The 23,003-nt window shown below is 72.9% G+C and carries 22 protein-coding genes, 1 pseudogene and 1 riboswitch; of the genes and pseudogenes, 10 read left to right on the top strand and 13 right to left on the bottom strand.

Going from position 1 to position 23,003, the window contains the following annotated elements:
- Nucleotides 1-6: 6 nt before the first annotated feature.
- The 4 genes from V1634_RS21445 to V1634_RS21430 all read right to left on the bottom strand — a co-directional run bounded on the left by V1634_RS21445 (nt 7) and on the right by V1634_RS21430 (nt 6,363).
- Entirely contained in the window at nt 7-3,150 is a 3,144-nt protein-coding gene (locus tag V1634_RS21445) for a putative bifunctional diguanylate cyclase/phosphodiesterase (protein WP_331209675.1), read from the bottom strand.
- A gap of 187 nt (nt 3,151-3,337) precedes the next feature.
- Nucleotides 3,338-3,985 carry a nucleoside/nucleotide kinase family protein gene (locus V1634_RS21440; protein WP_331209674.1) on the bottom strand — a complete coding sequence of 216 codons (648 nt, stop codon included), beginning with the start codon at nt 3,983-3,985 and terminating at the stop codon, nt 3,338-3,340.
- Between the two features lie 7 nt (nt 3,986-3,992).
- Nucleotides 3,993-5,495: a class I tRNA ligase family protein gene (locus V1634_RS21435; RefSeq protein ID WP_331209673.1), complete on the bottom strand. Its 1,503-nt coding sequence runs from the start codon at nt 5,493-5,495 to the stop codon at nt 3,993-3,995.
- A gap of 208 nt (nt 5,496-5,703) precedes the next feature.
- Nucleotides 5,704-6,363, bottom strand: a complete 660-nt coding sequence (locus tag V1634_RS21430; RefSeq protein ID WP_331209672.1) for an SIMPL domain-containing protein — start codon at nt 6,361-6,363, stop codon at nt 5,704-5,706.
- A gap of 205 nt (nt 6,364-6,568) precedes the next feature.
- Between V1634_RS21430 and V1634_RS21425 the strand changes: the two genes are divergently transcribed.
- Entirely contained in the window at nt 6,569-7,000 is a 432-nt protein-coding gene (locus V1634_RS21425) for a hypothetical protein (protein WP_331209671.1), read from the top strand.
- Nucleotides 6,997-7,866 carry a tetratricopeptide repeat protein gene (locus tag V1634_RS21420; protein ID WP_331209670.1) on the top strand — a complete coding sequence of 290 codons (870 nt, stop codon included), beginning with the start codon at nt 6,997-6,999 and terminating at the stop codon, nt 7,864-7,866. The genes V1634_RS21425 and V1634_RS21420 overlap by 4 nt, the downstream gene beginning before the upstream one ends.
- Before the next feature lie 70 nt (nt 7,867-7,936).
- Here V1634_RS21420 and V1634_RS21415 read toward each other — a convergent pair whose 3' ends face one another.
- A complete protein-coding gene (locus tag V1634_RS21415; protein ID WP_331209669.1) occupies nt 7,937-8,164 on the bottom strand; it encodes a hypothetical protein in 228 nt (75 codons plus the stop codon).
- A 280-nt stretch (nt 8,165-8,444) separates the two neighbouring features.
- On the opposite strand from V1634_RS21415, the gene V1634_RS21410 reads away from it, so the two are divergent.
- A complete protein-coding gene (locus tag V1634_RS21410) occupies nt 8,445-9,293 on the top strand; it encodes a class I SAM-dependent methyltransferase (RefSeq protein ID WP_331209668.1) in 849 nt (282 codons plus the stop codon).
- A 36-nt stretch (nt 9,294-9,329) separates the two neighbouring features.
- On the opposite strand, the pseudogene V1634_RS21405 reads toward V1634_RS21410, so the two are convergent.
- Nucleotides 9,330-10,344, bottom strand: a pseudogene (locus tag V1634_RS21405) (GNAT family N-acetyltransferase); the annotation flags it as partial.
- 100 nt (nt 10,345-10,444) lie between these two features.
- Here V1634_RS21405 and V1634_RS21400 point away from each other — a divergent pair.
- Entirely contained in the window at nt 10,445-10,921 is a 477-nt protein-coding gene (locus V1634_RS21400; protein ID WP_331209666.1) for a MarR family winged helix-turn-helix transcriptional regulator, read from the top strand.
- A 58-nt stretch (nt 10,922-10,979) separates the two neighbouring features.
- Here V1634_RS21400 and dapC read toward each other — a convergent pair whose 3' ends face one another.
- Together dapC and fdxA are read right to left on the bottom strand one after the other, a co-directional pair.
- The gene (gene dapC / locus V1634_RS21395) at nt 10,980-12,083 is read right to left on the bottom strand and encodes a succinyldiaminopimelate transaminase (protein ID WP_331209665.1); all 1,104 of its coding nucleotides are present in this window, start codon (nt 12,081-12,083) and stop codon (nt 10,980-10,982) included.
- 35 nt (nt 12,084-12,118) lie between these two features.
- Nucleotides 12,119-12,442: a ferredoxin gene (fdxA, locus tag V1634_RS21390; protein WP_331209664.1), complete on the bottom strand. Its 324-nt coding sequence runs from the start codon at nt 12,440-12,442 to the stop codon at nt 12,119-12,121.
- A 79-nt stretch (nt 12,443-12,521) separates the two neighbouring features.
- Between fdxA and V1634_RS21385 the strand changes: the two genes are divergently transcribed.
- Complete coding sequence (locus tag V1634_RS21385) at nt 12,522-13,616, top strand: GNAT family N-acetyltransferase (protein ID WP_331209663.1); 1,095 nt, start codon at nt 12,522-12,524, stop codon at nt 13,614-13,616.
- A gap of 26 nt (nt 13,617-13,642) precedes the next feature.
- Here the strand turns inward: V1634_RS21385 and V1634_RS21380 are convergent, their stop codons facing one another.
- Nucleotides 13,643-14,107 (bottom strand): hypothetical protein, encoded by a 465-nt coding sequence (locus V1634_RS21380; RefSeq protein WP_331209662.1) that lies wholly within the window; start codon nt 14,105-14,107, stop codon nt 13,643-13,645.
- A 134-nt stretch (nt 14,108-14,241) separates the two neighbouring features.
- Between V1634_RS21380 and V1634_RS21375 the strand changes: the two genes are divergently transcribed.
- Together V1634_RS21375 and V1634_RS35500 are read left to right on the top strand one after the other, a co-directional pair.
- Complete coding sequence (locus tag V1634_RS21375) at nt 14,242-15,069, top strand: RNA-guided endonuclease InsQ/TnpB family protein (RefSeq protein WP_331209661.1); 828 nt, start codon at nt 14,242-14,244, stop codon at nt 15,067-15,069.
- Between the two features lie 6 nt (nt 15,070-15,075).
- Nucleotides 15,076-15,435 (top strand): zinc ribbon domain-containing protein, encoded by a 360-nt coding sequence (locus V1634_RS35500; RefSeq protein ID WP_407951819.1) that lies wholly within the window; start codon nt 15,076-15,078, stop codon nt 15,433-15,435.
- A 148-nt stretch (nt 15,436-15,583) separates the two neighbouring features.
- On the opposite strand, the gene V1634_RS21370 is transcribed toward V1634_RS35500, so the two are convergent.
- Together V1634_RS21370 and mshB are read right to left on the bottom strand one after the other, a co-directional pair.
- On the bottom strand, nt 15,584-16,039 hold the full coding sequence (locus tag V1634_RS21370) for a hypothetical protein (protein ID WP_331209660.1): 456 nt from the start codon (nt 16,037-16,039) through the stop codon (nt 15,584-15,586).
- 17 nt (nt 16,040-16,056) lie between these two features.
- Nucleotides 16,057-17,076 (bottom strand): N-acetyl-1-D-myo-inositol-2-amino-2-deoxy-alpha-D-glucopyranoside deacetylase, encoded by a 1,020-nt coding sequence (gene mshB, locus V1634_RS21365; protein ID WP_407951823.1) that lies wholly within the window; start codon nt 17,074-17,076, stop codon nt 16,057-16,059.
- Nucleotides 17,077-17,242: 166 nt separating this feature from the next.
- Here mshB and V1634_RS21360 point away from each other — a divergent pair, with 166 nt between their 5' ends.
- Nucleotides 17,243-19,507 carry a S9 family peptidase gene (locus V1634_RS21360; protein ID WP_331209659.1) on the top strand — a complete coding sequence of 755 codons (2,265 nt, stop codon included), beginning with the start codon at nt 17,243-17,245 and terminating at the stop codon, nt 19,505-19,507.
- A gap of 44 nt (nt 19,508-19,551) precedes the next feature.
- On the opposite strand, the gene V1634_RS21355 is transcribed toward V1634_RS21360, so the two are convergent.
- Nucleotides 19,552-20,379, bottom strand: a complete 828-nt coding sequence (locus V1634_RS21355; protein ID WP_331209658.1) for a hypothetical protein — start codon at nt 20,377-20,379, stop codon at nt 19,552-19,554.
- A gap of 267 nt (nt 20,380-20,646) precedes the next feature.
- Here V1634_RS21355 and V1634_RS21350 point away from each other — a divergent pair, with 267 nt between their 5' ends.
- A complete protein-coding gene (locus V1634_RS21350) occupies nt 20,647-21,057 on the top strand; it encodes a YciI family protein (RefSeq protein ID WP_331209756.1) in 411 nt (136 codons plus the stop codon).
- Between the two features lie 13 nt (nt 21,058-21,070).
- Nucleotides 21,071-22,318, top strand: coding sequence for an RNA polymerase sigma factor (locus V1634_RS21345; RefSeq protein ID WP_331209657.1), 1,248 nt, complete (start codon nt 21,071-21,073; stop codon nt 22,316-22,318).
- A 42-nt stretch (nt 22,319-22,360) separates the two neighbouring features.
- On the opposite strand, the gene V1634_RS21340 is transcribed toward V1634_RS21345, so the two are convergent.
- Nucleotides 22,361-22,774, bottom strand: a complete 414-nt coding sequence (locus V1634_RS21340) for a VOC family protein (protein ID WP_331209755.1) — start codon at nt 22,772-22,774, stop codon at nt 22,361-22,363.
- A gap of 146 nt (nt 22,775-22,920) precedes the next feature.
- Nucleotides 22,921-23,003, top strand: a riboswitch (S-adenosyl-L-homocysteine riboswitch).

The raw sequence follows: 23,003 nt of genomic DNA, 5'->3' as shown, positions 1-23,003 counted from the left end.
CAGGCGTCACTCGGCGGTGGGGCGGGGTTTCGGCAGGGTGCCGGGTGCGGGTGCGTCGCCCAGCCAGCGCAGCACGTCGTGGTCCTTCAGCGGCCGGGCGAAAAGGTAGCCCTGCCCGGAGGCGCAGCCCATGTCCAGCAGGATCGTCCGGACCGCCTCCGTCTCCACCCCCTCGGCGATGATGTCCAGGCCGAGGGTGCCGGCCAGCCGGATGATCCCCTCCACCAGCAGCCGCTGCCGCCGCGACGACGCCACCGTCTCGGTGAACGACCGGTCGATCTTGAGTACGTCCGCCGGCATCTGCTGGAGGTAGCTCAACGACGAGAAGCCGGTGCCGAAGTCGTCGATGGCGACCCGCAGCCCCAGGGTGCGCAGCTCGGAGAGTTCGGCCCAGACCGGCTCCTGGTCCCGCAGCAGCAGGCTCTCGGTGATCTCCAGCATCACCCGGTCCGGCGGTACGTCGGCGGCGGTCAGCGCGGCACGCACGGTACCGACGAAGCCCGGGGTACGGAGCTGCCGGGCCGAGACGTTGATGCTCACGTACGGCACACCCGTCTCGCCCCGCTCCGCGCTCCACCGGGCCACCGCACCGGCCGCCTGGCGCAGCACGTAGTCCCCGATCGGCTCGATCAGCCCGGTCTCCTCGGCCAGCCCGATGAACAACTCCGGCGGCACCGGCCCCCGCGCCGGATGGTGCCACCGGGCCAGCGCCTCGAAGCCGACCGTCACCCGGGTCCGCATGTCGACGATCGGCTGGTAGTCGACCGAGAAGCTGAGCTTCTGCACCGCCTCGGTCAGCGCCGCCCGCAGCTCCAGCCGCTCCACGATCGCGGTGTGCAGCTCCGACTGGTAGCGGCACCAGCGCCCCTTGCCGGCCCCCTTGGCGACGTAGAGCGCGAGGTCGGCCCGTTGCAGCAGCTCACCCGCGTCGCTGGCATCGGCCGTGGTGGCCACCCCGACGCTGACCGAGCCGTTGACCACGGTGTCACCGATCTCCAGCGGCTCGGCGAGCGCCCGGACCAGGTGGTCGGCGACCTGCTCCACCTGCTCCGGGTCGTCCGCGTCGGGGATGAGTACGGCGAACTCGTCGCCGCCGAGCCGGGCCACCAGGTCGTTCGTTCCGACGATCTCCCGCAGCCGCTGACCGGCGGCGACCAGCAGCGCGTCCCCGATCGCGTGCCCGTGGGTGTCGTTGACCGCCGTGAACTCGTCGAGGTCGATGGAGAGCGTGCCGACGGTACGGTCGCCGTCCCGGGCCTTCTCCACCGCCTCGTACACCTGGTCCTGGTAGGAGGCGCGGTTGGCCAGCCCGGTCAACGAGTCGTGCACCGATCGGTGGGACAGCTCCTGCTCCAGCCGGACCCGCTCGGTGATGTCCCGCAACGTCAGCACGAAGCCACGTACGGTCCGGTCCCGGCGCAGGTCCCGACAGGTCACCTCCAACTGCACCCGCTGCCCGTCGGGGCGCCGTACGCTCCAGTCGACTCCCCGACGGTCCGACTCGGTCAGCGCCGTGTCGAGCAGGGCGGGGACCGAGATCTGGTCCTCGGCGGAGAGCACCGTGCCCAGGTCGGTGCAGTCGGCCGGCTCGACGCCGAGTACGGATCGGACCGACGGGCTGGCGTACCGGACCCGGTGGTCGTCGTCGACGATCAGGATCACGTCCGCCGCGTTCTGCACCAGGCTGCGGAAGTACGCCTCGCTGTCCCGGCGGTTGATCTCCTGGGCCAGGCTGATCCGTTCCAGCGCCATCGCCGCCTGCGCGGCCAGCACCTCCAGCGAGTCCCGCAGGGTCGGCAGCAGCCGGCTGTCGGTGGCGACCAGCAGCGCACCGACCCGTAACGCGCCGCTGGCCCCGCCGTCGACCCGGCCGTCACCGACCAGCGGGCAGAGCGCGACGCTCTCGAAGCCGCGAAGCTGCTCGGCCAGCGCCGGTTGCAGGGTCCGGACCCGGAGCAGCCGGCTACGCCGGGCCGCGGCCGTGGTCGGGGCGGGATAGAAGGGTGACGGCGTGGCCATCCCCGGCCCCCAGATGCTCACCGTGGTCGCCGGCACCCCGTCGGTGTGGTTGATCGTGAAGACCATCCGGTGTGGGGAGTGCCGGGGCACCAGCCGGGCCACCGCGGTCCGTACCGCCCGGCGCACCTCGGCGGTGTCGGTCGCGGCCACCAGTTCGGCACCGGACTGCCGCAGGCTCCGCTCCCGGGCCACCGCCTGCCGGTGCCCGTCGACCGCGTCAGCGAGCCGACTCAGTACCAGCGCGAAGACCACCCCGCCGACCACGGCGATCACCGCGCCGTCCCGGACGTCCCCGTTGACCACCTCCAGCAACAGCACCGCCGGGGCGAGCGTCGCGGCGATCCCCAGCAGAACCAGCCGGGTCTTGTCGATCTCGCTGTCCGGGGGCGCGGCCGTTTCGGTCAGCGTCGCCATCGACGGGTGCAGCGCGGCGGCCCCCCAGGCGATGTAGAAGGCGAGCCAGCCCAGCTCGTCCGGGCCGCCCGGGTGCCAGGCACCGCGCAGCAGCGCGGCACCGTAGCTGAGGTCGGAGACGAGCATCCCGGCCGCGCCGGCCGCCAGGAGCAGCCCGGCGACGCTGCCCCGCGAGGTCACCGCCACCCGTACGGCGGTGGCCAGCAGCAGCACGTCGAGCAGCGCGTACGCGGCCAGCACCGACTGCTCGAAGGTGCTCGGCCCCGGACCGACGAGGTAGGGCCGGATCACCATCACCCAGAGCAGGAAGGCACCGGCGGTGGTGAAGATGAGGAAGTCGAGGAGCCCGGACCGGTCCCGGGCTCCGGTGGTGGAACGGGTCAGCCCGAGCAGCCCCGCACCGATCAGCGGCACCATCACCAGATAGAAGAGGTCGGAGACGAGTCCGGAGTCGGTTCGGGAGTCACCGAGCGGCAGGTTCGCGGCGAGCAGGTAGACGGTGTCGCCGGCCGCGAAGACCCCGAGCGCCGCCGCGAACAGCCACCAGGAGTACGCCCGCTGCGGCCGGTACCGGCGGATCCCGACCGCGATGGCCACCATGCTGGTCAACCCGAACACGGCGGTCACCACCGGACGCGGCACCGGCAGGGCGAAGAAGCTGACCAGCAGCGCGGCGTTCACCCCGGCGTACCCGGCCAACAGTTTCCGAACTGACACGGCTCTCCTGCCGATCGTCGCTCCTGCCGATCGTCGCCGACGGCTGCACCACCGGTCCAAACAGCTTCGCCGATCGGTCTACCAGTCCTCGATGCGCTTCGCCATCGCCCCGCCGGGTAGTGGTGGCGCCCGATGGGCAGTGAGCAACCCGGGACCTCCGGCGACGGACCTGTTCGGACCTGCCGGGTCAGGCCGGATTGGACGGTGCCATCCGGACGATCAGGTCGGCCCGGTCGACGGTGCCGGCGATCAGTTCGGCGTTGCGCTGGTCGGTGCCCCGGGCCCGGGCCGCCGCCTCCATAGGCTGCCGGCCGAACGCGATGTGCCGCTCGGTCAGCCGGTGCAGCCGCTCGGACTCGTCGAGTTCGAGGAACCACACCTCGTCGAGGAGGCCACGCACCTCGCCCCAGGGCTGGTCGGGTACCAGCAGATAGTTGCCCTCGACCACCACCAGCGGCACCGACGGTGGGACCGGGATCGCCCCGGCGACCGGCTCCTCCAGCTCCCGGCGGAACTCCGGCGCGTACACCGTCTCCGTGCCGGCTCGCAGCCGGCGCAGCAGCGCGACGAAGCCGGCCGCGTCGAAGGTGTCCGGCGCGCCCTTGCGGGCGTGCCGGCCGAGCCGGTGCAGTTCGGACTCGGCCAGGTGGAAGCCGTCCATCGGCACCAGCTCGGCAACTCCGCCCAGCGCCGCCACCAGCAGCCCGGCCAGGGTCGACTTGCCCGCCGCCGGCGCGCCGGTGATGCCGAGCAACCGGCGCGGCCCGGTCGACGCCAACGCGCGGGCCCGGGCCACCAACTGGTCCAGGGTGTGGGGAGACGGATCGGGGCGCACCCGGGAACTATCCCACCCCGCCGGCCGGCAGGGGCTCGCCGGCCGCCAGCCGGGGAAAGAGCGGCGCCGCCCTGGTGACCCGACGGCCGCCCGGATAGCCGCCCCAGGCCAGGTCCTCGGGCACCCGTGGGGCGTACCCGCCGAGCCCGATCTGCCGCCAGATCCGCCCGGCGGTCTCCGGTACCGCCGGTGCGGCCAGTACGGCGACGATGCGCAGCGCCTCCAGCGCGTCGCCGAGTACGGTGGCCGCCTCGGTCGAGCCGGCCGGCGACCGCCACGGCTGCGCCGAGACCAGGTAGGAGTTGGTCGCCGCCACCAGCCGCCACGCGGCGGCCAGCGCCTCGGAGGGCGCCCCGGCCGACCACCCGGCCGCGCCGGCCTCGGCCCAGCGGGCGGCGGCCGGGGCGAGCGGGGAGGACCGGCCCGGGGCCGGGCCGGTCCCGGCACACCGGGACACCACCAGCGCGGTCACCCGGGAGAGCAGGTTGCCGAGGGTGTTGGCCAGGTCGGCGTTGTAGCGCGCCTGCACCGAGGCGGGCGAGAACTCCCCGTCCGGGCCGACCGGGTTGTCCCGGAGCAGGTGGTAGCGGAGCCCCTCCGGCCCGAACCGGTCGAGCAGGTCGTCCAGGGCGACGGTCCGTTCCCCGGACTTCGCGATCTTGCTGCCGCGTTGCAGCAGGAAGCCGTGCACGGTGATCCGCTCCGGCAGCGGCAGGTCGGCGGCGAGCAGGATCGCCGGCCAGTAGACCGCGTGGAACCGCAGAATGTCCTTGCCGATGACGTGCCGGGCCGGCCACCAGTGGGCGTACTCCGGCGCGGGCCAACCGGCGGCGGTGAGATAGCTGCCGAGGGCGTCGAACCAGACGTACGTGACCTGGGTCGGGTCCCAGGGCAGCGGGACGCCCCAGTCCAGGCCGGCCCGGCTGATCGAGAAGTCGGTCAGTCCCCGGCGCAGCCAGCCGAGCGCCTCGTTGCGGCGGGCGGCCGGCCGGACCGCCTCCGGACACCGGTCGAACCACTCGGCGAGCGGCCGGGTGAACTCGGAGAGCCGGAAAAACCAGTTCTCCTCGCCGACCAGCTCGGTCGGCCGGCCGTGCACCGCACAGACCAGCTCCGTCGCGTACGCCTCACAGCCGACGCAGTACCGCCCGTCGTACCGGCCGGGGCGGAGGTGGCCCGCCTCGTACACCCGGGTCAGCAGTTCGGTCACCGTCTCCCGGTGCCGTGCCGAGGTGGTGCGGACGAACTCGTCGTACCCGATGCCGAGCCGGTCCCAGGTGGCCCGGAACCGGCCGGCGGTGCGTTCGGCGAGCGTGGCCGGTGCGATCCCGGCCTCCGCCGCCGCCCGGCGGACCTTGGCGCCGTGCTCGTCGGTGCCGGTGACCAGCCGGACCGGTCGCCCGCAGAGCCGCTCCCACCGGGCCAGCGCGTCGGCGAGCACCGTCGAGTACGCGTGGCCGACGTGCGGCAGGTCGTTGACGTAGTAGATCGGCGTGGTCAGGTAGGTCATGGCGCCCTCCACGGAGATGTCGGGAGGGGCCCGGACCCGCACACACACGAAAACGGACCCCTCGAAGGATCGAGAGGCCCGTTCGACGCGGGCGGTGTGCGCCGCGACCTAGCTCCGGCCCCTCCGGGGCCGGCGCATCAGTCGGGTCTGGGTCGCGGCACTCATCGACGTCATCCTAGTGCGGTACGTCGCCGTCACGCACCGGCATTCAGCCGGCCGCCAGCGGTGGCGGGGTGATCGCGAACCGGGCCTCGACGGTGGCGTGCACCGTCTGCACCTGCGGGTCGAGGTCGAGTTCGGGCGGGCCCCCGCCGGCCGCCCGGTAGCCCATGGTCTGTGCGGCCCGGGTCATCATCAGCGGCTGCTCGGTCAGCCCGGCGTCGGAGAGGTGCAGCAGCGCGGTCACCTCGGCACCGAGCGCGTCGGCGTACTCCCGGGCCCGGGCGATCGCCTCCGCGACGGCGGCCCGGCGGGCCTCCCGGTGAACCGGGCTGCCCGGCCGCAGCGCCCACCACGGGCCGGCGACGGTCGTCTGGTCCTGGTCGGCGAGCCGGAGCATCAGCTCGCCGAGCACCTCGAAATCGGTCACCGTCACGGTGGTGGTGGCACTGCCGGCGTAGCCGGTCACCTTCTCTCCGGAGCCCTTCAGCTCGGGGCGTACCCACAGGTCGCCGGTTTCCCGGCGCTCGATCGCGTCGCCGTAGCCGTCGATCAGCGCCCGGACCGCTGCGGACCGCTCGGCCAGCCGGGTCAGCGCCGCCGGGCGGTTCTTGTCCCGCGCGGCGACGGTCACCGAGAATCGGGCGATCTCCGGGGGAACTTCCCGGGTCACCTCACTACGTACCGACACGAAGGGTTGCTCCGTCATCAGGCCACCCTAGTCCGGGCGGGGCGCGACGGCAGATCCTCAGGGCGACGGCCCGGGCGCCTCCGGCGCTTGTCCAGGGCCGTCCGGACGCTCGCGCCGGCGGGCTGGAGGCAGCGGTCGCGCCAGGACGGTCACTATGCTGTGCCGGCGCCCTCGACCGGCAGCTCGATCCGGCCGAGGACCGCGACGCAGAGATGGGGAGCTGATGCAGGACGAGCTGTTCACTCCGACGATCCAGGAGCGGCCCGCGCCCGACAGACCGCCGTGGCGGCCCGAGTCGATCGTGTACCCGGCCGTCTTCGGCGGCCCGCTGGCCGCGACCGTGCTGGGCGTGCTCAACGGCGGACGGCTGGGACTGCCCGGCAACCGCCTGCTCGCCATCGCCGCGGCCGGGCTGGTCGGTTTCGGCGCACGGCTCGCGGTGAGCGCGGCCGTCGACGGCAGCTCAGGGGTACGGGTGGCCGGCATGATCACCGGCGCACTTGTCTGGCTGGTGGTACTCGCCTTCCAACGCGCACCCTTCCGCGGCTACTCGTACGGCCGTGGTGAGCCCGCCAGCCTGATCGGTCCCGGCTTCGCCGCGGCCATCGGCCTCGGCCTGCTGGAGGCCATCCTCATCCTGGTGCTGGTCCGATGACCGCCCCGTCGCCGGTGCTGGCCCGGGCCGAAGCCCTGCTGCTGGCGGACCGGCCACAGGAAGCTCTGGCGGAACTGTCCAGGTTGCCGGCCGACGAGGCGGTCGACGGGCCCGCGACCCTGCTGCGCTGCGCCGCGCTGGGCCACCTCGGTCGCTGGTCCGAGGTGGTCGAGTCCGCCAGCGCCGGTCTGGCCACCGCCGGGCCGGACCCGGACCTGCTGTGGCACCTGGGCCGCGCCGAGCACCGGCTCGGCCGCCCGCAGGTCGCCGAGCGGGCCCTGCTCGACGGGCTGGCCCAGGCACCGCACGACGTCGACCTGCTCTGCACCTACGCTGACGTCTGTGCGGCCAACGGGCAGGTGGCGAAGGCGGCGAAACTCGTCGAGCGGGCCACGGCGCTGGCCCCGGAGGAACCGGTCGTCTACGCCGCCCGCGTCCAGGTCGCCTTCGCCAGCGGCGACGACCGGGCCGCCGAGCGGATCAGCCGGGAGTTCGTCGCCGCCCATCCGGAGCACCCGGCCGCGCACGCCCTGCTCGGCAGCACCAGTGCCGCACGCGGCCGGATCGGCGTGGCGTACGAGGGCTACCGGCAGGCCGCCGCCGCGATGCCCAGCAAGCAGACGTTCGCCGAGTCCGCCCTGGAGCTGAAGATCGCGCAACATCCGCTGATGCTGCCGATCCGGCCGGTACTGCGGATCGGACCGCTGAAGGTCTGGCTGGGCGCGATCACCCTGGTCTTCGGGCTACGCGCGGCCGGCCTGACCACGCTCTCGGCGGCGCTCGGATTGCTGTGGCTGCTGTTCTGCGTCTACTCCTGGATCGTGCCGCCGCTGGTGCGCCGCTGGTTCCGCCGGAACTGGCGCTGAGCACCCGGGCCGACCAGCGCTCGGCAGGCGTTCCGGCGGCGCCCAGCGGCGTCACCGCGGTACGCCGACGTCAGTTCGGTCGAACCGTGCGTCGATTGCCGCGCCACCTGGCCGTGTACGGCAGCACGAACAGGTACAGGCCGCTGAAGAGCAGCAGGACGAGCGGGTAGAGCGGGAGGTAGTACACCCACTCGGCGGGTTCCCCCAGGGCCAGCGCGACAAAGACGATGATCATGCTCACCGTGAAGGTCATGGAGAGCCAACGGTGACTCTGCCGGATGAATTTGCTCCAGTTCAACGTGACTCCTCAACGAGAACACCGGCCCCGGAACCCGGCGACCTCCCGGTGGGTCCTTGCGCCGGTTCGTGTGGACGATCGGTAGGTGGTGACGGTGGGCGGCAGTCGGCACGCCGTCCCAACGGACACCTGTGGTACCGGGTGAGTTGACCGTCACGCTAGTTGCGGCGGCACGAGACCTGCTTCTCGAATCCTGATCGATCCGCTCAGCCGCCCCGTCCGACATGCGTCGGCGAGCCGGCTCTTTACACCGGTCGGCCGGTCGTGGCTGGATGGACCGGTGACCGACGAGTTCGACGAAACCGTCAGCGGCATGATGCGCGCGATCGAGGCCAACTGGGACGCCCGGACACCGGTCCACCTGGCCAGTGAGTTCTACGGCGTCGGCAGCCGGGACGCCGAGTTCTGGTTCGCCGAGTTCGAGTGGTCCGACCTGGGCGACCTTTCCGGTCGCGACCTGCTGCACCTACAGTGCCATCTCGGCACCGAGACGGCGGCGTTCGCCCGGCGCGGTGCCCGCACGGTCGGTCTCGACATCTCCGGCGCGGCCGTCACGGCGGCCCGGCGGATCGCCGCCGAGGCCGGGCTCGACATCGAGTACGTACAGGCCAACGTCTTCGACGCCGTGTCGGCCCTCGCCGGTCGCCGGTTCGATGTCGTCTACACCGGCAAGGGTGCGCTGGTCTACGTGCCCGACCTGGACCGCTGGGCACGCGTGGTCTCCGAACTGCTGCGACCCGGCGGAACCGTGTACGTGGTGGAGTTCCACCCGCTGCTGGCCGCGCTCGGCCTCGTCCCGGCCCCGGACGAGGGCACCGACCTGGTGCTCCGGCACGACTACCTGGCCGGGGGCGGCCCGCGCCGCCTCGACTCCGCGCACAGCTACACCGACGGGCCGCCGCTGGACGGGGCAACGGTGAGTTACGAGTGGTCGCACGGTCTCGGTGAACTGGTCGACGCGCTGGTCGGCGCCGGCCTGCGGGTGACCGGGCTGCGGGAGAGCGACGAGGCGCCGTGGCCGCGCTGGCCCCGGATGACCAGCACGGAACGAGGTTGGTGGCGGCTGCCGACCGGCGAGCCACGAATCCCGCTGCTCTACGGCCTGCGAGCCACCGCTCCCGTGGACTGACCATTGGCAGCACCCCGCGCCACGAGGGCTACCGGCAGGCCGCCGTCCCGATCGATGGGTCGCGGAACTTGGCGAGGTTGATGACCGCCTCAGGGCTAGCAGACGGTTCCGACCGGTAGCCCTCGCTGTGGTAGAGGTCGACGTTCCGGGCGCTCCTCGCGCCGGTGGACAGCAGGATGCGGTCGCAGTCCAGATCGGCGGCGGCTTCGGCGGTACGCAGCAGCCATCGACCCAGTCCTCGGCCCCGGAGGTCGGGTACGACGGCGAGCCGACCCACGTGCCAGTCGGTCTCGACCCGACGGGTCCGCACCATGCCCAGCAACCGGCCATCCAGCCAGACGCCCGTGGTGTGCCAGGTGGCCAGCCACCCGCGTACCTCGTCCGGCGACTCGTGCAGGGCGGGTATTTCCGTGGTGTCATTGGCGATCGCCTCGTCCGCCCAGCAGCACCGTTGCAGCACGGTGACTTCGGGCCCGTCGTCGGGCGTCAGCCGTCGCACGTAGGACCCCGGCAGCGGGCCGGGAAGTGTCCCGACGCGTGCGCGTTCGCGCATCGGCCGTAGGGCGTGGGCGAGCCGGACCAGTTCGTCCAGCAGGCCGATCCCGGCCGCGTCGCGGGCCGGGTCGGGCCGCAGCCGCCCATCCTCGACGGCGTCGCCGATCCGGATCGCCACCGTGGCGCCGAGCGGGACCAGCCGCAGTGTGGTCACCACCTGCTTCGCGTGCTGGACCGACCGGGTGCCCGCCGACGTGTTGCCGTAGCTGACGAAGCCCATCGGTTTCCACGCCCACTCGCGGCCGAGGTAGTCCAGCGCGTTCTTCAGGGTCGCCGGCATTCCGTAGTTGTATTCCGGAGTGACGGCGACGAACCCGTCGGCCCCGTCAACGAGCGCACTCCACCTGCGCGTGTGTTCGTGCCGGTAGACACCGCTCGAAGGATGCTCCTCCTCGTCGAGGAACGGCAGGTTCAGGTCGCCGAGGGCCACTGGCACGAGTTCGACGCCAAGCTCGCTGGCACGCGGGGCGATGGTCTCGGTCAGCCACCGTGCCACGGCAGGACCGAGGGCACCAGGCCGGGTCGCGCACGACACCACCAGGACGCGGAGAGATCTCGTTGACATGGAAACGAAGCCTAGATGCTAAGTTGATTCCATGTCAACAAAACGGCAGGTTCGGACCGTGCGCTGGCTGACTCCTGAGGAGGAACGGGCGTGGCGGGCGTTTCTGCGGGTGATGGTCGCCGTCCAGAGCGGCACGGCGAGCGACCTGGCCGCGATCGGACTCTCCGAGCCCGACTACGAGGTACTCAGTACCCTGTCCGAACGCCCCGACCACACAAACACCCTGGGGAAGCAGGCCGACAAGATGGGCTGGTCACGTAGTCGGCTGTCCCGGCACGCCGCCCGGATGGAAGGGCGCGGTCTGCTCCGGCGCGCACCCGACCCGACCGACGGCCGAGGTTGCCTCCTCGTACTCACGGAGCAAGGGCTGGATGCCCTCGAGAACGCCGCGCCCGTGCACCTCGAGTCGGTTCGGCGGCACTTCATCGACCGGCTCACGGCCGACGATCTCGCCGCCATCGAACAGATCGCCGAAAGGCTCGAAGGAACCCGGCCCGCGGGCGGTTGACCGCTCAGCCCGGGTACGCCGCCGGTTCCCGGCGCGAGTGCCCGTGGCCGCGCGCGGTTCAGCCGAGCAGCCGCTCCGCGGCGGTGGCCACCCGCTCGTCGGTCGCGGTGAGCGCCACCCGGACGTGCCGGTTGCCGGTCGGACCGTAGAACCCGCCGGGCGCGACCAGGATGCCCCGCTCGGCGAACCAGTCCACCGTGGCCCAGCAGTCCTCGTCCCGGCTGGCCCACAGATAGAGCCCGGCCGTGGAGTGCGCGATCTCGAAACCGGCCTTGACCAGCGCGTCGCGCAGCACCTCGCGGCGGGCGGCGTACCGGACCCGCTGCTCGGCCACGTGCGCCTCGTCGCCGAGCGCCGCGACCATCGCCGCCTGCACCGGAGCCGGCACGATCATCCCGGCGTGCTTCCGCACCGCCAGCAGGGCGCCGACGATGCTCCGGTCACCGGCGACGAAGCCGGCCCGGTAGCCCGCCAGGTTGGAGCGCTTGGAGAGCGAGTGCACGGCCAGCAGATTTGCGTGGTCGCCGCCGGAAACCGCCGGGTCGAGGATCGAGGTCGGCGTCTCCTCCCAGCCCAGCGAGAGGTAGCACTCGTCACTGGCCACCACCACGCCACGCTCGCGGGCCCAGTCCACCACCTTGCGAAGGTGCTCCGGCGGCAGGACCCGACCGGTCGGATTGGACGGCGAGTTGACCCAGAGCAGGCGTACCCGGGGGTCGGGGCCGAGCGCGGTCAGGGCGTCGGCCCGGACCACCTCCGCGCCGGCCAGCCGGGCCCCGACCTCGTACGTCGGGTAGCAGACCTGCGGGATCGCCACCACGTCGCCCGGGCCGAGGCCGAGCAGGGTGGGCAGCCAGCCGACCAGCTCCTTCGAGCCGATGGTCGGCAGCACGCCGACGGTCTCCGGATCAGCGCCGCAGAACCGGGTGACCCACTCGGTGATCGCCGCGCGCAGTGCCGGGGAGCCGGCGGTCAGCGGATAGCCGGGCGTGTCCGAGGCCGCCGCCAGGGCCGCCCGGATCGAGGCGGGCACCGGGTCGACCGGGGTACCCACGGAGAGGTCGACGATCCCGTCCGGGTGCCGCCCGGCCAGCGCCTTCGCCGGCTCGAGCAGGTCCCAGGGGAAGTCGGGCAGGTTGCCGGTACGGCCGGAGCGCCCCACCTCGGGCGTACCGCCGGCAGCCGGTGCCGGGCCGCTCAGTGCTCACCCCGAGGCGGCTGGGCCGCGACGAAGGGAGTGTCCTTCTCGATCTTGCCGATCTTGGAGGCTCCGCCCGGCGACCCGAGGTCCTCGAAGAACTCGTAGTTGGCGGTGGTGTAGTCCTTCCACTGCTCCGGCACGTCGTCTTCGTAGAAGATCGCCTCCACCGGGCAGACCGGCTCGCACGCCCCGCAGTCGACACACTCGTCGGGGTGGATGTAGAGCATCCGGTTGCCCTCGTAGATGCAGTCGACCGGGCACTCCTCGATGCACGCTTTGTCGAGCACATCCACGCACGGCTCGGCGATGATGTAGGTCACCGATCTTCTCCTCCGCAAGCCACGCCGCGATCGATCGCGACGGTAAGAGCCTAGTATGTCGCCGGGGAGGGGGTCGATCGTGCTCGGACGCCGCGATGTGGGACACCGGATAGTGGTTCGGCGGATTGTCGGAAATCAGAGCGGACGTACCCTGTTCAGCGACGCCCTGGGCGAGCTGGTCGACCTGACCGAGACCCATCTCACGCTGGCCACCGCGAACGGGCCGCTCCGGGTCCCGCTGCGCGAGGTGCACCGGGCCAAGCGGGTGCCGCCGGCCCGGCGCCCGAACGCGGCGGCGGTGGTCGAACTCGAACTCGCCTCCGACGAGGCCTGGCCGGCACCGGTACGCGAACGGCTCGGCGACTGGCTGCTGCGTACCGCCGAGGGCTGGTCCGGACGGGCGAACAGCGCGCTGCCGGTGGGTGACCCCGACCGGCCGCTCGACGAGGCGATCGACGCGGTCCAGCGCTGGTACGCCGAGCGCGGCCGCCCGCCCATGGTCAACGTGCCGCTCCCACTGGCCGCCCCCCTCGGCGCGGCGCTGGACGAGCGCGGCTGGACGGCCCGGCCACTGGTACTCGTGCAGACCGCGCCGCTGGCGACGATCCTGGAGACCGTCCCCGCCCGGCCGGAGCTGCCGGCGCCGGAGCTGGCCGAGACGGCCTCGCCGGAGTGGTTCGCCCTGGCCGCGCAGCGCAAGGCGCAGCAGACCCGGCGGTACGCCCGGCTCGACGCGGACGCCGCCGGCTCGCCCGACGCCGCCGAGCAGCCCGACCACGCCGAGCAGCTTGACGATCCCGGTGCTCCGGCCGAGCTGCCGGCCGCCGCCCGGCACATCCTCACCGCCGTGCGGCAGGTCCGCTTCGTCCACCTCTACGCCACGCCGCCCGCAGGCGGGCCGGGCGACGCGCCGGAACTGGTCGCGGTGGCCCGGGGCACGGTCACCGGTAAGGACCGGTGGCTGGGGCTGAGCCTGATCGAGGTGGTCCCGGCGGCCCGCCGCCGGGGGCTGGCCCAGCACATGGTCCGGGCGCTGGCCGAGTGGGCGGCGGGGCTCGGGGCGAGCCGGGCGTTCCTCCAGGTCGAGGAGCGCAACGAGGCCGCCGTCTCGCTCTACCGGCGGCTCGGCTTCACCACCCACCACACCTACCAGACCCGGGTCGCGCCGCACTGAGCCGACCTGGGCGGGGCTGATGCGGCTCAGCGGCGTACGACCCGGCGGGGCTTGGACTGCTTCGCCTCGGCGTACCGCTTCAGCGACTGCGACCGGTAGTCCCGGCCGAACGCGGTGAGCAGCAGGTAGCCGACGAGTACCCCGCCGAAGGTGAAACCGGCGTAGAGCCAGATCTGCGAGAAGAACGCCCCGGCTCCCGAGGCGAACGGCTGGCTGCCGCTGACGAACGGGCCGACGAAGACGGTCAGCAGCATCGCGACCAGTACGGCGAGCGCCATCTCCCCGGCCCAGTCCGGCAGCGGACGGCGCTGCCCCCGGAGGAACGCGAGGGTCGCCAGGACCACCCCGATCGCGGCGAACATGCCCAGCGAGATCCGGTCCTGCACCTCGGTGTTGTCACCGAAGCCGAACCGGGCCACCAGGCGGGCCGCGACGTTGATCCCGAACAGCACACCCGCGAGTACTCCGACCGGCAGCCAACGCTCCTTCATCAGGAGCCGCCCGAGAAACCCCTGGCTTCAGCCATGGGGAGGAAAGGGCGGTCAGGCATGGTGGTGGTTCTCGGCATTGGCGTGACTCCTCTCGGTATGCGGAACTGTCGGATGCGGCTGAGATGCTGCAAGGCGTGGACGAGACGGTGCGGTATACCTACCGGTTGCGCCCCGGCGCGACCGCGCAGACCACACTCCTCGCCGAGTGGGGACGCTGCCGCTGGCTGTGGAACGAGGCCGTCCACCAGTACAAGACCGGGCGTAAACCCACCTTCGGCAAGCTGTCGAAGCTGCTGACCGAGGCGCGGGCCCACTCGTCGTGGCTGCGGGACGGGTCCCAGGTCGTCCAGCAGCAGACGCTGCGCACCTACGCTCTCGCCCTCCACCACTCCTTCAAGGTGAAGGGACGCGGCCGACCCAGGGCCAAACGACTGAAGAACGCACTGCCCAGCCTTGGATACACCACACGTGGCTTCTCGATGCGCGACCAGCGGCTGCGGCTGCCCGGCGGCATCACCATCCCGGTCGTGTGGTCCCGCGAACTGCCGTCCGATCCGACCAGCGTCCGGGTCTACCAGGACACGCTCGGGCACTGGTACGCCTCCTTCGTCGTCCGCCGCGAGATCGCGCCCGCGCCCGAGGTTGGTGGTGCGATCGGTGTCGACTGGGGTGTCGCCACGACCGCGACGACCACCGACCCGGTCTACGACCTGCCACACCACGGCCACCGGAAACGGTGCGCCGCCGAACTCGCCAAACTCCAACGCCGGATGGCCCGCCGTCGCAGGGCGAAGGGCGCCCCGCCGTCGAAGGGCTACCTGCGCGCCAGACGCCAGGCGGCGAAGATCGCGAAGAAGGCGGCCCGGCAGAACACCCACGACGCCCGCGTCTGGGCGAAGAAGATCGTCGACAACCACGCGACGATCGCGGTCGAGGACTTCACGCCGACATTCCTGACCTAATCCCGGATGGCTCGCAAGTCGGCCGACGCGGCGATCGGGGCGGCGAAACGGGAACTGGTCGAGCGTGGCCGGCGGGCGGGCCGGAAGGTGGTGCTGGTACCGCCCGCCTACACCACGATGACCTGCTCGCAGTGCGGTACGAGAGCCAAGCACCGCCTCGGGCTGGGTGTCAGAGTCTTCCGGTGCGACGAATGCGGATACACCGCATGTCGGGACCGGAACGCCGCGAGGACGATCCTCGCCACGGCAGAGCGCGGCCGTGCTGGTGCCGACGACGTAAGACATGCGATCACCTCCTCCCAGGATGGTGGTCGGGTGCAATCCGAGCCAGAAATTCCCCGGCTTCCAGCCATGGGGAAGCGTTAACGCACGTCCTCTTGGCCTCCTCCCCCGCCTCCCTCGGGGCCCCGTCCGTGCGGAGCTTCTTGCCACAGAGTTCTACCACCCGTGCCTACGTGGATCCATGGTGCGAGCGGTCCGGGGCCGAGCGGTGGCGGGGTCGGGACAGGTGGGATCAGAGCCGGAGCTGCCGGGACTCCGGACCGCGCGGGTTCATGATCACGCGGAAGCCCATGATCGCGAAGGTCACCGAACCGGCGAAGATCATCACCAGTCCGACCCAGTTGTCGGCCGCGATCAGCACGTCACCCTCCGAGGTGCCACCCGCGGCGACCACCATCAGGGCGAACCAGACGACGGCGGGCAGCGCCAGCGCCCAGCGCCGGCCCACCACCCGGGGCGCGAACCAGCCCAGCGCCACGTTCGCCAGCACGGTGACCAGCACCGAAACCCCGATCAACACCCCGCCGACCCGGAGCATCGACAGGATCAGCTCCAGCACCGCGGTGACCGCCGCCGCCACCACCGCGACCACGCCACCGACCACCCGCAGCAGCACGTCGACCACCCGGTGCACCGCCGACGGCTCGGCGGGCGACGGAACCGGCTCCAGCTCGGACGGAATGGACACAGACGGGCCCGACAGGCTCACCGCGCGCCCGCCTCCGCCGGCGTACCGGTCGGGGGCGTCGGGGCTGCGGCCGGGTCGGTCGGGGCATCGCCGGCCGGTACCGGCCCGCTCGGGTCGGCATCCGCCACCGGTAGCCCGGCGAAGAGGTCGTCCTCCCAGCCGTACGGGCCGGCGCCCGGGCCCCGGGAGCCGATGGCGAGGGTGTAGTACTCCACGCCCATGAACTCGCCACCGAAGTTGCTGGCGATCGAGTAGAGCCACGAGTTGTCCGGGATCTGCGTCGCGTGCGCCCGCATCGCCGCCTCCTTGGCGGCGTGCTGGTCGGTGCCGTCGATCCGGGCCGCGATCTGCTCGTCCGGGGTACCGAACGGGAGGTCGTCGGCCTGCTCGGTGCCGGCGAACGGGTTGTCGGCGGCATCGGCGAAGGCGACCAGACCCGCCTCCAGCACGCTCCTCGGCATCGCCGTCCAGTAGATCTTGTCGGGGCCGAAACCCTCGGCGGTGGCGAGTTCGGCCGCCCGCATCGCCACCCGGTGCGCCTGGATGTGGTCCGGGTGCCCGTAGAAGCCGTTCGGGTCGTAGGTGACCAGCACCTGCGGGCGCACCTCGCGCATGATCTCGACCAGGTGACCGGCCGCCTCGTCGAGATCGGCCCGCCAGAACGCCCTCGGGTGGTCGTTGGTGGGCAGCCCCATCATCCCCGAGTCGCGGTACCGCCCCGCGCCGCCGAGGAACCGGTGGTCGCGCACCCCGAGCGCGGCACAGGCGGCGGCCAGCTCCGCGATCCGGTACCCGCCGAGCTGGTCGGCCTCGGCGGCGGCCAACCCGTGCAGCGCCGGTACGTGGATCTCGCCCTCCTCGCCGAGGGTGCAGGTGACCAGGGTGACCCCGGCGCCGGCCGCCGCGTAGTACGCCATCGTGGCGCCGGTGCCGATCGCCTCGTCGTCCGGATGCGCGTGCACCAGCAGCAGCCGCCGGATCGGCCGGGCCGGATCGGCGGAACCGAACGGCTCGGTTTCCTCGGCCGGGACGGCCACCTCGCTCGGGTTCGTCACCCGGGCAACTCTACGCGGCCGGACCGATTCACCCTACGCAGGAGCGGCCCGCCACCTCCGCAGAGTAATCAGGCCACCACCGGTACCCGACCGGGCGGCGATGCCCGGCTCGGCCACATCGCCGACCGCCCGGCTCTACGATCACGGTGTGGAGTACCCGGAGTTGGCCGCCCGTACCCGCCGGTTCAGCCGCGGCGCGCCGCGGGCCGTGACGGTGGCGAGCGACGGCTCGCGGGTGGTCTTCCTCCGCTCCGGCGGCCCCACCGACCCGGTCGACGCGCTCTGGATGCTGGACGTCACCGACGGTACCGAACGGCTGGTCGCCGACCCCGCCGACCTGCTCGCCGACCCGGCGGCCGACGCCGACCCGACCCGGACGCGCCCGGTCGCCGACCCCACCGACCTGGCGGCGGCCGCCGCCGGCGCCCAGCCGACCGGGTTCGCCGGTCCCGGACCCGCCGTCGGCACCGACCTGGCCGGCACGCCGCACTCGACCGAGCGGGCCCTACGCGAACGGCTCCGGCTGAGCGCCTCCGGCATCGCCTCCTACGCCACCGACCCGGCCGCCCGGATCGCGGTCTTCACCCTCGACGGCCGGCTGTTCCGGGCCGACCTGGTGCACGGGGACGTCGTCGAGGTCGCCGTCACCGGCCCGGTGGTCGACCCCCGACCGGACCCGACCGGCCAGCGGCTCGCCTACGTCACCGACGCCGCCGGTGACGGCGGCCGGGTCGGGCAGCTGCGGGTGGTGGACTCCGACGGCACCGACACCCTGCTGGCCGGCGAGGACGCCGGGGTCACCTGGGGGCTCGCCGAGTTCGTCGCGGCCGAGGAGTTCGACCGGTTCCGGGGGTACTGGTGGGCGCCGGACGGGCGCTCCATCCTGGCCGCCCGGGTCGACGAGTCCCGGCTGCCCCGCTGGTACCTGCACGACCCCGGTGACCCGGCCAGCCCGCCGCGCTCGGTGGCGTACCCGCGCTCCGGCGGGCCGAACGCCGAGGTGAGCCTGCACCTGCTCGACCTCGACGGCGGCTGGGTGGACGTGCACTGGGACCGGGAGACCTACCCCTACCTGGTCTCGGTGGAGTGGGCCGAGACCGGGCCGCTGATCACCGTACTGCGCCGGTTGCAGCAGCACGGTCTGGTGCTGGCGGTCGACCCGCGTACCGGCGAGACGCAGGTGCACGCCGAACTCGCCGACCCGCGCTGGGTGGAGCCGGTCGCCGGTACCCCTCGACACCTGCCCGACGGCCGGGTACTCGTCGGCGGCGAACTCGCGCACGACGGCTACGACGCCCGCTGCCTCTTCGCCGACGGCACCCTGCTCACCCCGCCGTCGCTCTACGTCCGCCGGGTGGTCGGCTGGCTGCCGAACCGCAACGGCAGCCCCGACCTGCTGGTCGAGGGGAGCGACGGCGAGCCGAGCCAGCAGCACCTGTTCCGGGTGCGTACCGCGATCGGTGCCGGCGGGATCGACGCCCGGCGGCTGACCGGCGACCCGGGCTGGCACAGCGCGACGGCCGGCGGCGACGTACTCGTGGTGCAGTCCCGCTCGCTCGACGTGGCCGGCAGCACCTGGACGGTCTGGCGGGGCGACCAGGAGGTGGCCGCGCTGCGCTCGCTCGCCGCGAGCCCGCCGTACGCGCCCCGGCCCGCGCTGGAACGGGTCACCGACCGGCGGCTGCCGGCCGCGGTGGTCTATCCCGGCAACCACGTCGCGGGCCGGCGGCTGCCGGTGCTGCTCGACGTCTACGGCGGCCCCGGCCACCAGGAGGTGGTGGCCGCCCGGTCGGCGTGGCTGGAGCGGCAGTGGTGGGCCGACGCCGGCTACGCCGTGGTCACCATCGACAACCGGGGTACCCCCGGGGTGGCGCCGTCGTTCGAGAAGGTGGTGCACCGGCGGCTGGCCGACGTGATCCTGGCCGACCAGGCGGACGCGCTGACCGCCCTCGCCGGCAAGCACCCCGACCTCGACCTGGGCCGGGTGGCGATCCGGGGGTGGTCGTTCGGGGGCTGGCTGGCCGCGCTGGCCGCGCTGCGCCGGCCCGACCTGTTCCGGTGCGCCATCGCCGGTGCCCCGGTCACCGACTGGACGCTCTACGACACCGCCTACACGGAGCGCTATCTCGGGATGCCGGCCGACAGCCCCGAGGTGTACGCCCACCACTCGCTGCTGGAGGTCGCCGCCGAACCGGTACGCGCCCCCGACGAGGTCCGGCCGATCCTGCTGCTGCACGGGCTGGCCGACGACAACGTGGTGGCCGCACACACCCTGCGGCTCTCCGCCGCGCTGCTGGCCGCCGGCCGTACCCACTCGGTGATCCCGCTGACCGGTGCGACCCACATGGCCGCCGGTGGCACCGCCGAGCGGCTGCTCGCGCTCGAACTGCAATTCCTCCGGCAACACCTGTAGGCGGCCGCTGCGGCAGCATCCCGGAAGATCCGCCCAACGATCTGTCACGGGGTGTTGCGGTCGAGGTCGGCGCAGTCGTACTCGTCCGGCAGCAACGGGCGGATCACGACGCCGACCAGTTGCCCACCGCTGCGCCAGCGGGTCGTCAGCGGTGCGGCGCGGGCCAGCGCCACCGTCTCCGCGTCGGGAGCCGCCGGGCCGAGCAGCGTGCAGAGACCGACCCGGGTACGGGTCCCGGTCAGCAGCTCCGGCCCCGGCCACGGCGGCGACGCGCTGTCGTCCCCCGGCGCACCCCACCCGACCGTGACGAGTACGGCGAGCCGGGTCGGACGGTAGCCGGCGCCGCCGATCCGGTCCTCGGTCGGCACGAGGAGCCGTACCGTCCGGCGGAACTCGACGATCCGCCGCCGTGCCCCGGTCTCGTCCTCGGCCGGCGACACCAGGGTGGTGGTGTGCAACCGTCCGGCCGAGCGGAGGGAGGCCACCAGCAACGAGCCGTCGGTGGCGGGCATCGGCTCGTCGAGATGACGGGCCCGGGCCAGGCCGGCGGCGTGGGCCAGCCGGTAGAGCTGCCGGTAGCGGTCCTGGTCGAGGCGGTACTCGCGGGCCCGGTACACCGAGCCGTCCCAGCCGGCCCCGACGATCACCCGGCCGCCCCCGTAGAGGGTGAACTCCGGCAGTTCCGCCCGCTCGTACGGCGGGGTCATGCTCCGCCACTCCCGCAGCTGGAGCACCAGTGTGCCCGGGTCGGCCGGCGGTTCCGGCACCGTACCCGGGTCGAACCCGGGTGTCGAGCCGGTGAGCAGACCGAGCAGGCCGACCGCCACGACGGCCGGGACGAGGCCACTGGTGGCCCGGATCGGTGACCGCATCCCGCTGAGACGGCCGGGCCGGGCACACCGGTTCCGGACAGCCTGCCGGAAAAACGGAACCGTGCCCACCGGCGGGGGCCGGCGGGGCGGGCCTAGGTGCGAGAATCACGCCATGGCACGGCCGGGTCCCGGTCGGCCTCCAGCCCGGCGGACCGGTCTGGCGGACTACCGCCCGGATGGATGTCCGGAACCGTCCACCGGCCCCGACGTCTCCACCGAGCAGGCACCGGAGGCGGTGCCGACCGGAGAGGAGTCACCGTGAAGTACATGATCATGTTGACCGGGTCGCAGCGCGACTACGACGCGATGGCGGGCAAGGACAGCGAGGACTCCCCGGCCTGGGCGCCGGAGGACATGGCGGCGCTGCACGAGTTCATGGCCGCCTGGAACAACGAGTTGGTCGAATCGGGGGAGTTCGTCGACGCCCGGGGGCTGAGCGCACCGGTGCACACCCGGCGGGTCCGGCTCTCCGACGGCGTACCGGTGGTGACCGACGGGCCGTACCCGGAGACCCAGGAGGTGCTGGCCGGTTACACCATCGTCGACTGCGCCAGCTTCGACCGGGCGACCGAGATCGCGGCGAAGCTGGCCCGCACTCCGCACCCGGAGACCGCGACCCTGAGCAACGAGTGGTACGTCGACATCCGGCCGATCGCCGAGGGCGTCGAGGAGCTGTAGGACCGTCGCCGGCGTGCCGGGAAACGACGTGGAGGACCTGCTGCGCCGGCTGGCGCCGCAGGTCCTCGGTGCGCTGATCCGCCGGTACGGGCACTTCGACACGGCCGAGGACGCCGTACAGGAGGCCCTGCTGGCCGCCGCCACCCGGTGGCCGGACGAGGGCGTTCCGGATAATCCCCGGGCCTGGCTGATCACCGTCGCGTCGCGCCGGCTCACCGACCTGCTCCGGGCCGAGCAGGCCCGGCGGCGCCGGGAGGAGACCGTCGCCCGCCGTGCCCTCCCGGAGCAGCGGCTCGCCCCGGCCGCCGACCGACCGCCGTCGGACGCCGACGACACCCTGATCCTGCTCTTCCTCTGCTGCCACCCCGCCCTGTCGCCGGCCTCGCAGATCGCGCTGACCCTGCGTGCGGTCGGCGGCCTGACCACCCACGAGATCGCCCGGGCCTTCCTGGTGCCGGAGTCGACCATGACCCGGCGGATCACCCGGGCGAAGCAGCGGATCAAGGACAGCGGCATCCCCTTCGGGATGCCGCCGGCCGCAGAGCGCACCGGCCGGCTCGGCGCCGTGCTGCACGCGCTCTACCTGATCTTCAACGAGGGGTACGTCAGCACCTCCGGCCCGGCCCTCTACCGCACCGAACTCTCCGCCGAGGCGATCCGGCTGGCCCGGCTGCTGCACCGGCTGCTGCCGGACGACGCCGAGGTGACGGGGCTGCTGGCCCTGATGCTGCTCACCGACGCCCGCCGCCCGGCGCGTACCGGCCCGGACGGCGCGCTGGTCCCGATGGCCGAGCAGGACCGGAGCCGCTGGGACGCCGGGCAGATCGCCGAGGGGGTGGCCCTGGTCAGCGCGGCGCTGCCGAAGGGACCGACCGGGCACTACCAGGTGCAGGCGGCGATCGCGGCCCTGCACGACGAGGCGCCGAGCACCGAGGCGACCGACTGGCCGCAGATCGTCGCGCTCTACGAGGTGCTGCTGCGGATCGCCGCCAACCCGGTGGTGGCGCTCAACCACGCCGTGGCGGTGGCGATGGCCTCCGGGCCGCGTGCCGGGCTCGACCTGCTGGAGCGGCTCACCGCCGACGACCGGATCGCCGACGACCACCGCCTGCACGCGGTCCGGGCACACCTGCTCGAACTGGCCGGAGACCGCCCCGCAGCCCGAGCGGCGTACGCCACAGCGGCCCGCCGCGCCCCCGCCCTCCCCCAACAGCGCTACCTCAACGCCCGCGCCGCCCGCCTCGCCAGCACCGATCCGTGACGCTGTTTCGGGAACAGTGGCCTGTCCGAGTCGTCGAGCGCGCTACTCCCCGGAAGTGGCCCCCGTCCCCCAGGAGCGGGTGCAGAGGACGAGGCGGTAGCCGTCGGGGTCGGCGAACGTGACGGCCCAGCGGTCCCAGTACGGGCCCTGGGAGACGCGGCGGCCACCGGCCGAGGCGAGTCGGGCGAGCAGGGCCTCGTCGAGCGGTCCGGAAAGGTAGAGCACCAGCAGGTCCTCGGCGCTCGGCGCCGGCTCGGCGGCGAGGTGGGCACCGCTGACGATCTCCAGGTGCCACCCCGCCCCGGGCCAGCCCAGCATCACCAGGTCGTGCTCCCCGGGACCGTTGCCGACGCCCCGGTAGAGCACCTCCAGGCCGAGCCCGGCGACATAGAAGCGTTCGATCGCGGCGGGATCCCGGGTCGGTCGGGCCAGCCGGAGATGGGCCCTCGGATCGATCGTCAACGCCAGACTCCTTCCATCGGAAGGATCAAGCCTGCGAGTTGAACCGCGCTTCAGGTCAAGACCCGGGCAGGTGCTGAGCGCTGTCCCACACTGCGCGAAGGTTTCGGTCCCGCCGAGCCCTTTCCGGTATTCTCGATCCCCGGGTCGAGAGGCGCTGCAACGGGCAGAGATGCCCGCCACGCTCGACCCGAGGATTCGATCTTTCCAAGGGCGCCTCCGTTCT

This window comes from Plantactinospora veratri, assembly GCF_036421995.1.
Lineage (GTDB): Bacteria > Actinomycetota > Actinomycetes > Mycobacteriales > Micromonosporaceae > Plantactinospora > Plantactinospora veratri.
The sequence above is the reverse complement of the archived record's forward strand: the minus strand, read 5'-3'. Positions and strand labels throughout refer to the sequence as shown.

Bases quoted from the DNA above. Each gene is read 5' to 3' on its own strand.
- V1634_RS21355 (WP_331209658.1), bottom strand. From the start codon at position 20,379: ATGCGGTCACCGATCCGGGCCACCAGTGGCCTCGTCCCGGCCGTCGTG.
- V1634_RS21430 (WP_331209672.1), bottom strand. From the start codon at position 6,363: ATGACGGAGCAACCCTTCGTGTCGGTACGTAGTGAGGTGACCCGGGAA.
- V1634_RS21420 (WP_331209670.1), top strand. From the start codon at position 6,997: ATGACCGCCCCGTCGCCGGTGCTGGCCCGGGCCGAAGCCCTGCTGCTG.
- V1634_RS21380 (WP_331209662.1), bottom strand. From the start codon at position 14,107: ATGAAGGAGCGTTGGCTGCCGGTCGGAGTACTCGCGGGTGTGCTGTTC.
- V1634_RS35500 (WP_407951819.1), top strand. From the start codon at position 15,076: ATGGCTCGCAAGTCGGCCGACGCGGCGATCGGGGCGGCGAAACGGGAA.
- V1634_RS21425 (WP_331209671.1), top strand. From the start codon at position 6,569: ATGCAGGACGAGCTGTTCACTCCGACGATCCAGGAGCGGCCCGCGCCC.
- V1634_RS21350 (WP_331209756.1), top strand. From the start codon at position 20,647: ATGATCATGTTGACCGGGTCGCAGCGCGACTACGACGCGATGGCGGGC.
- V1634_RS21400 (WP_331209666.1), top strand. From the start codon at position 10,445: ATGTCAACAAAACGGCAGGTTCGGACCGTGCGCTGGCTGACTCCTGAG.
- V1634_RS21435 (WP_331209673.1), bottom strand. From the start codon at position 5,495: ATGACCTACCTGACCACGCCGATCTACTACGTCAACGACCTGCCGCAC.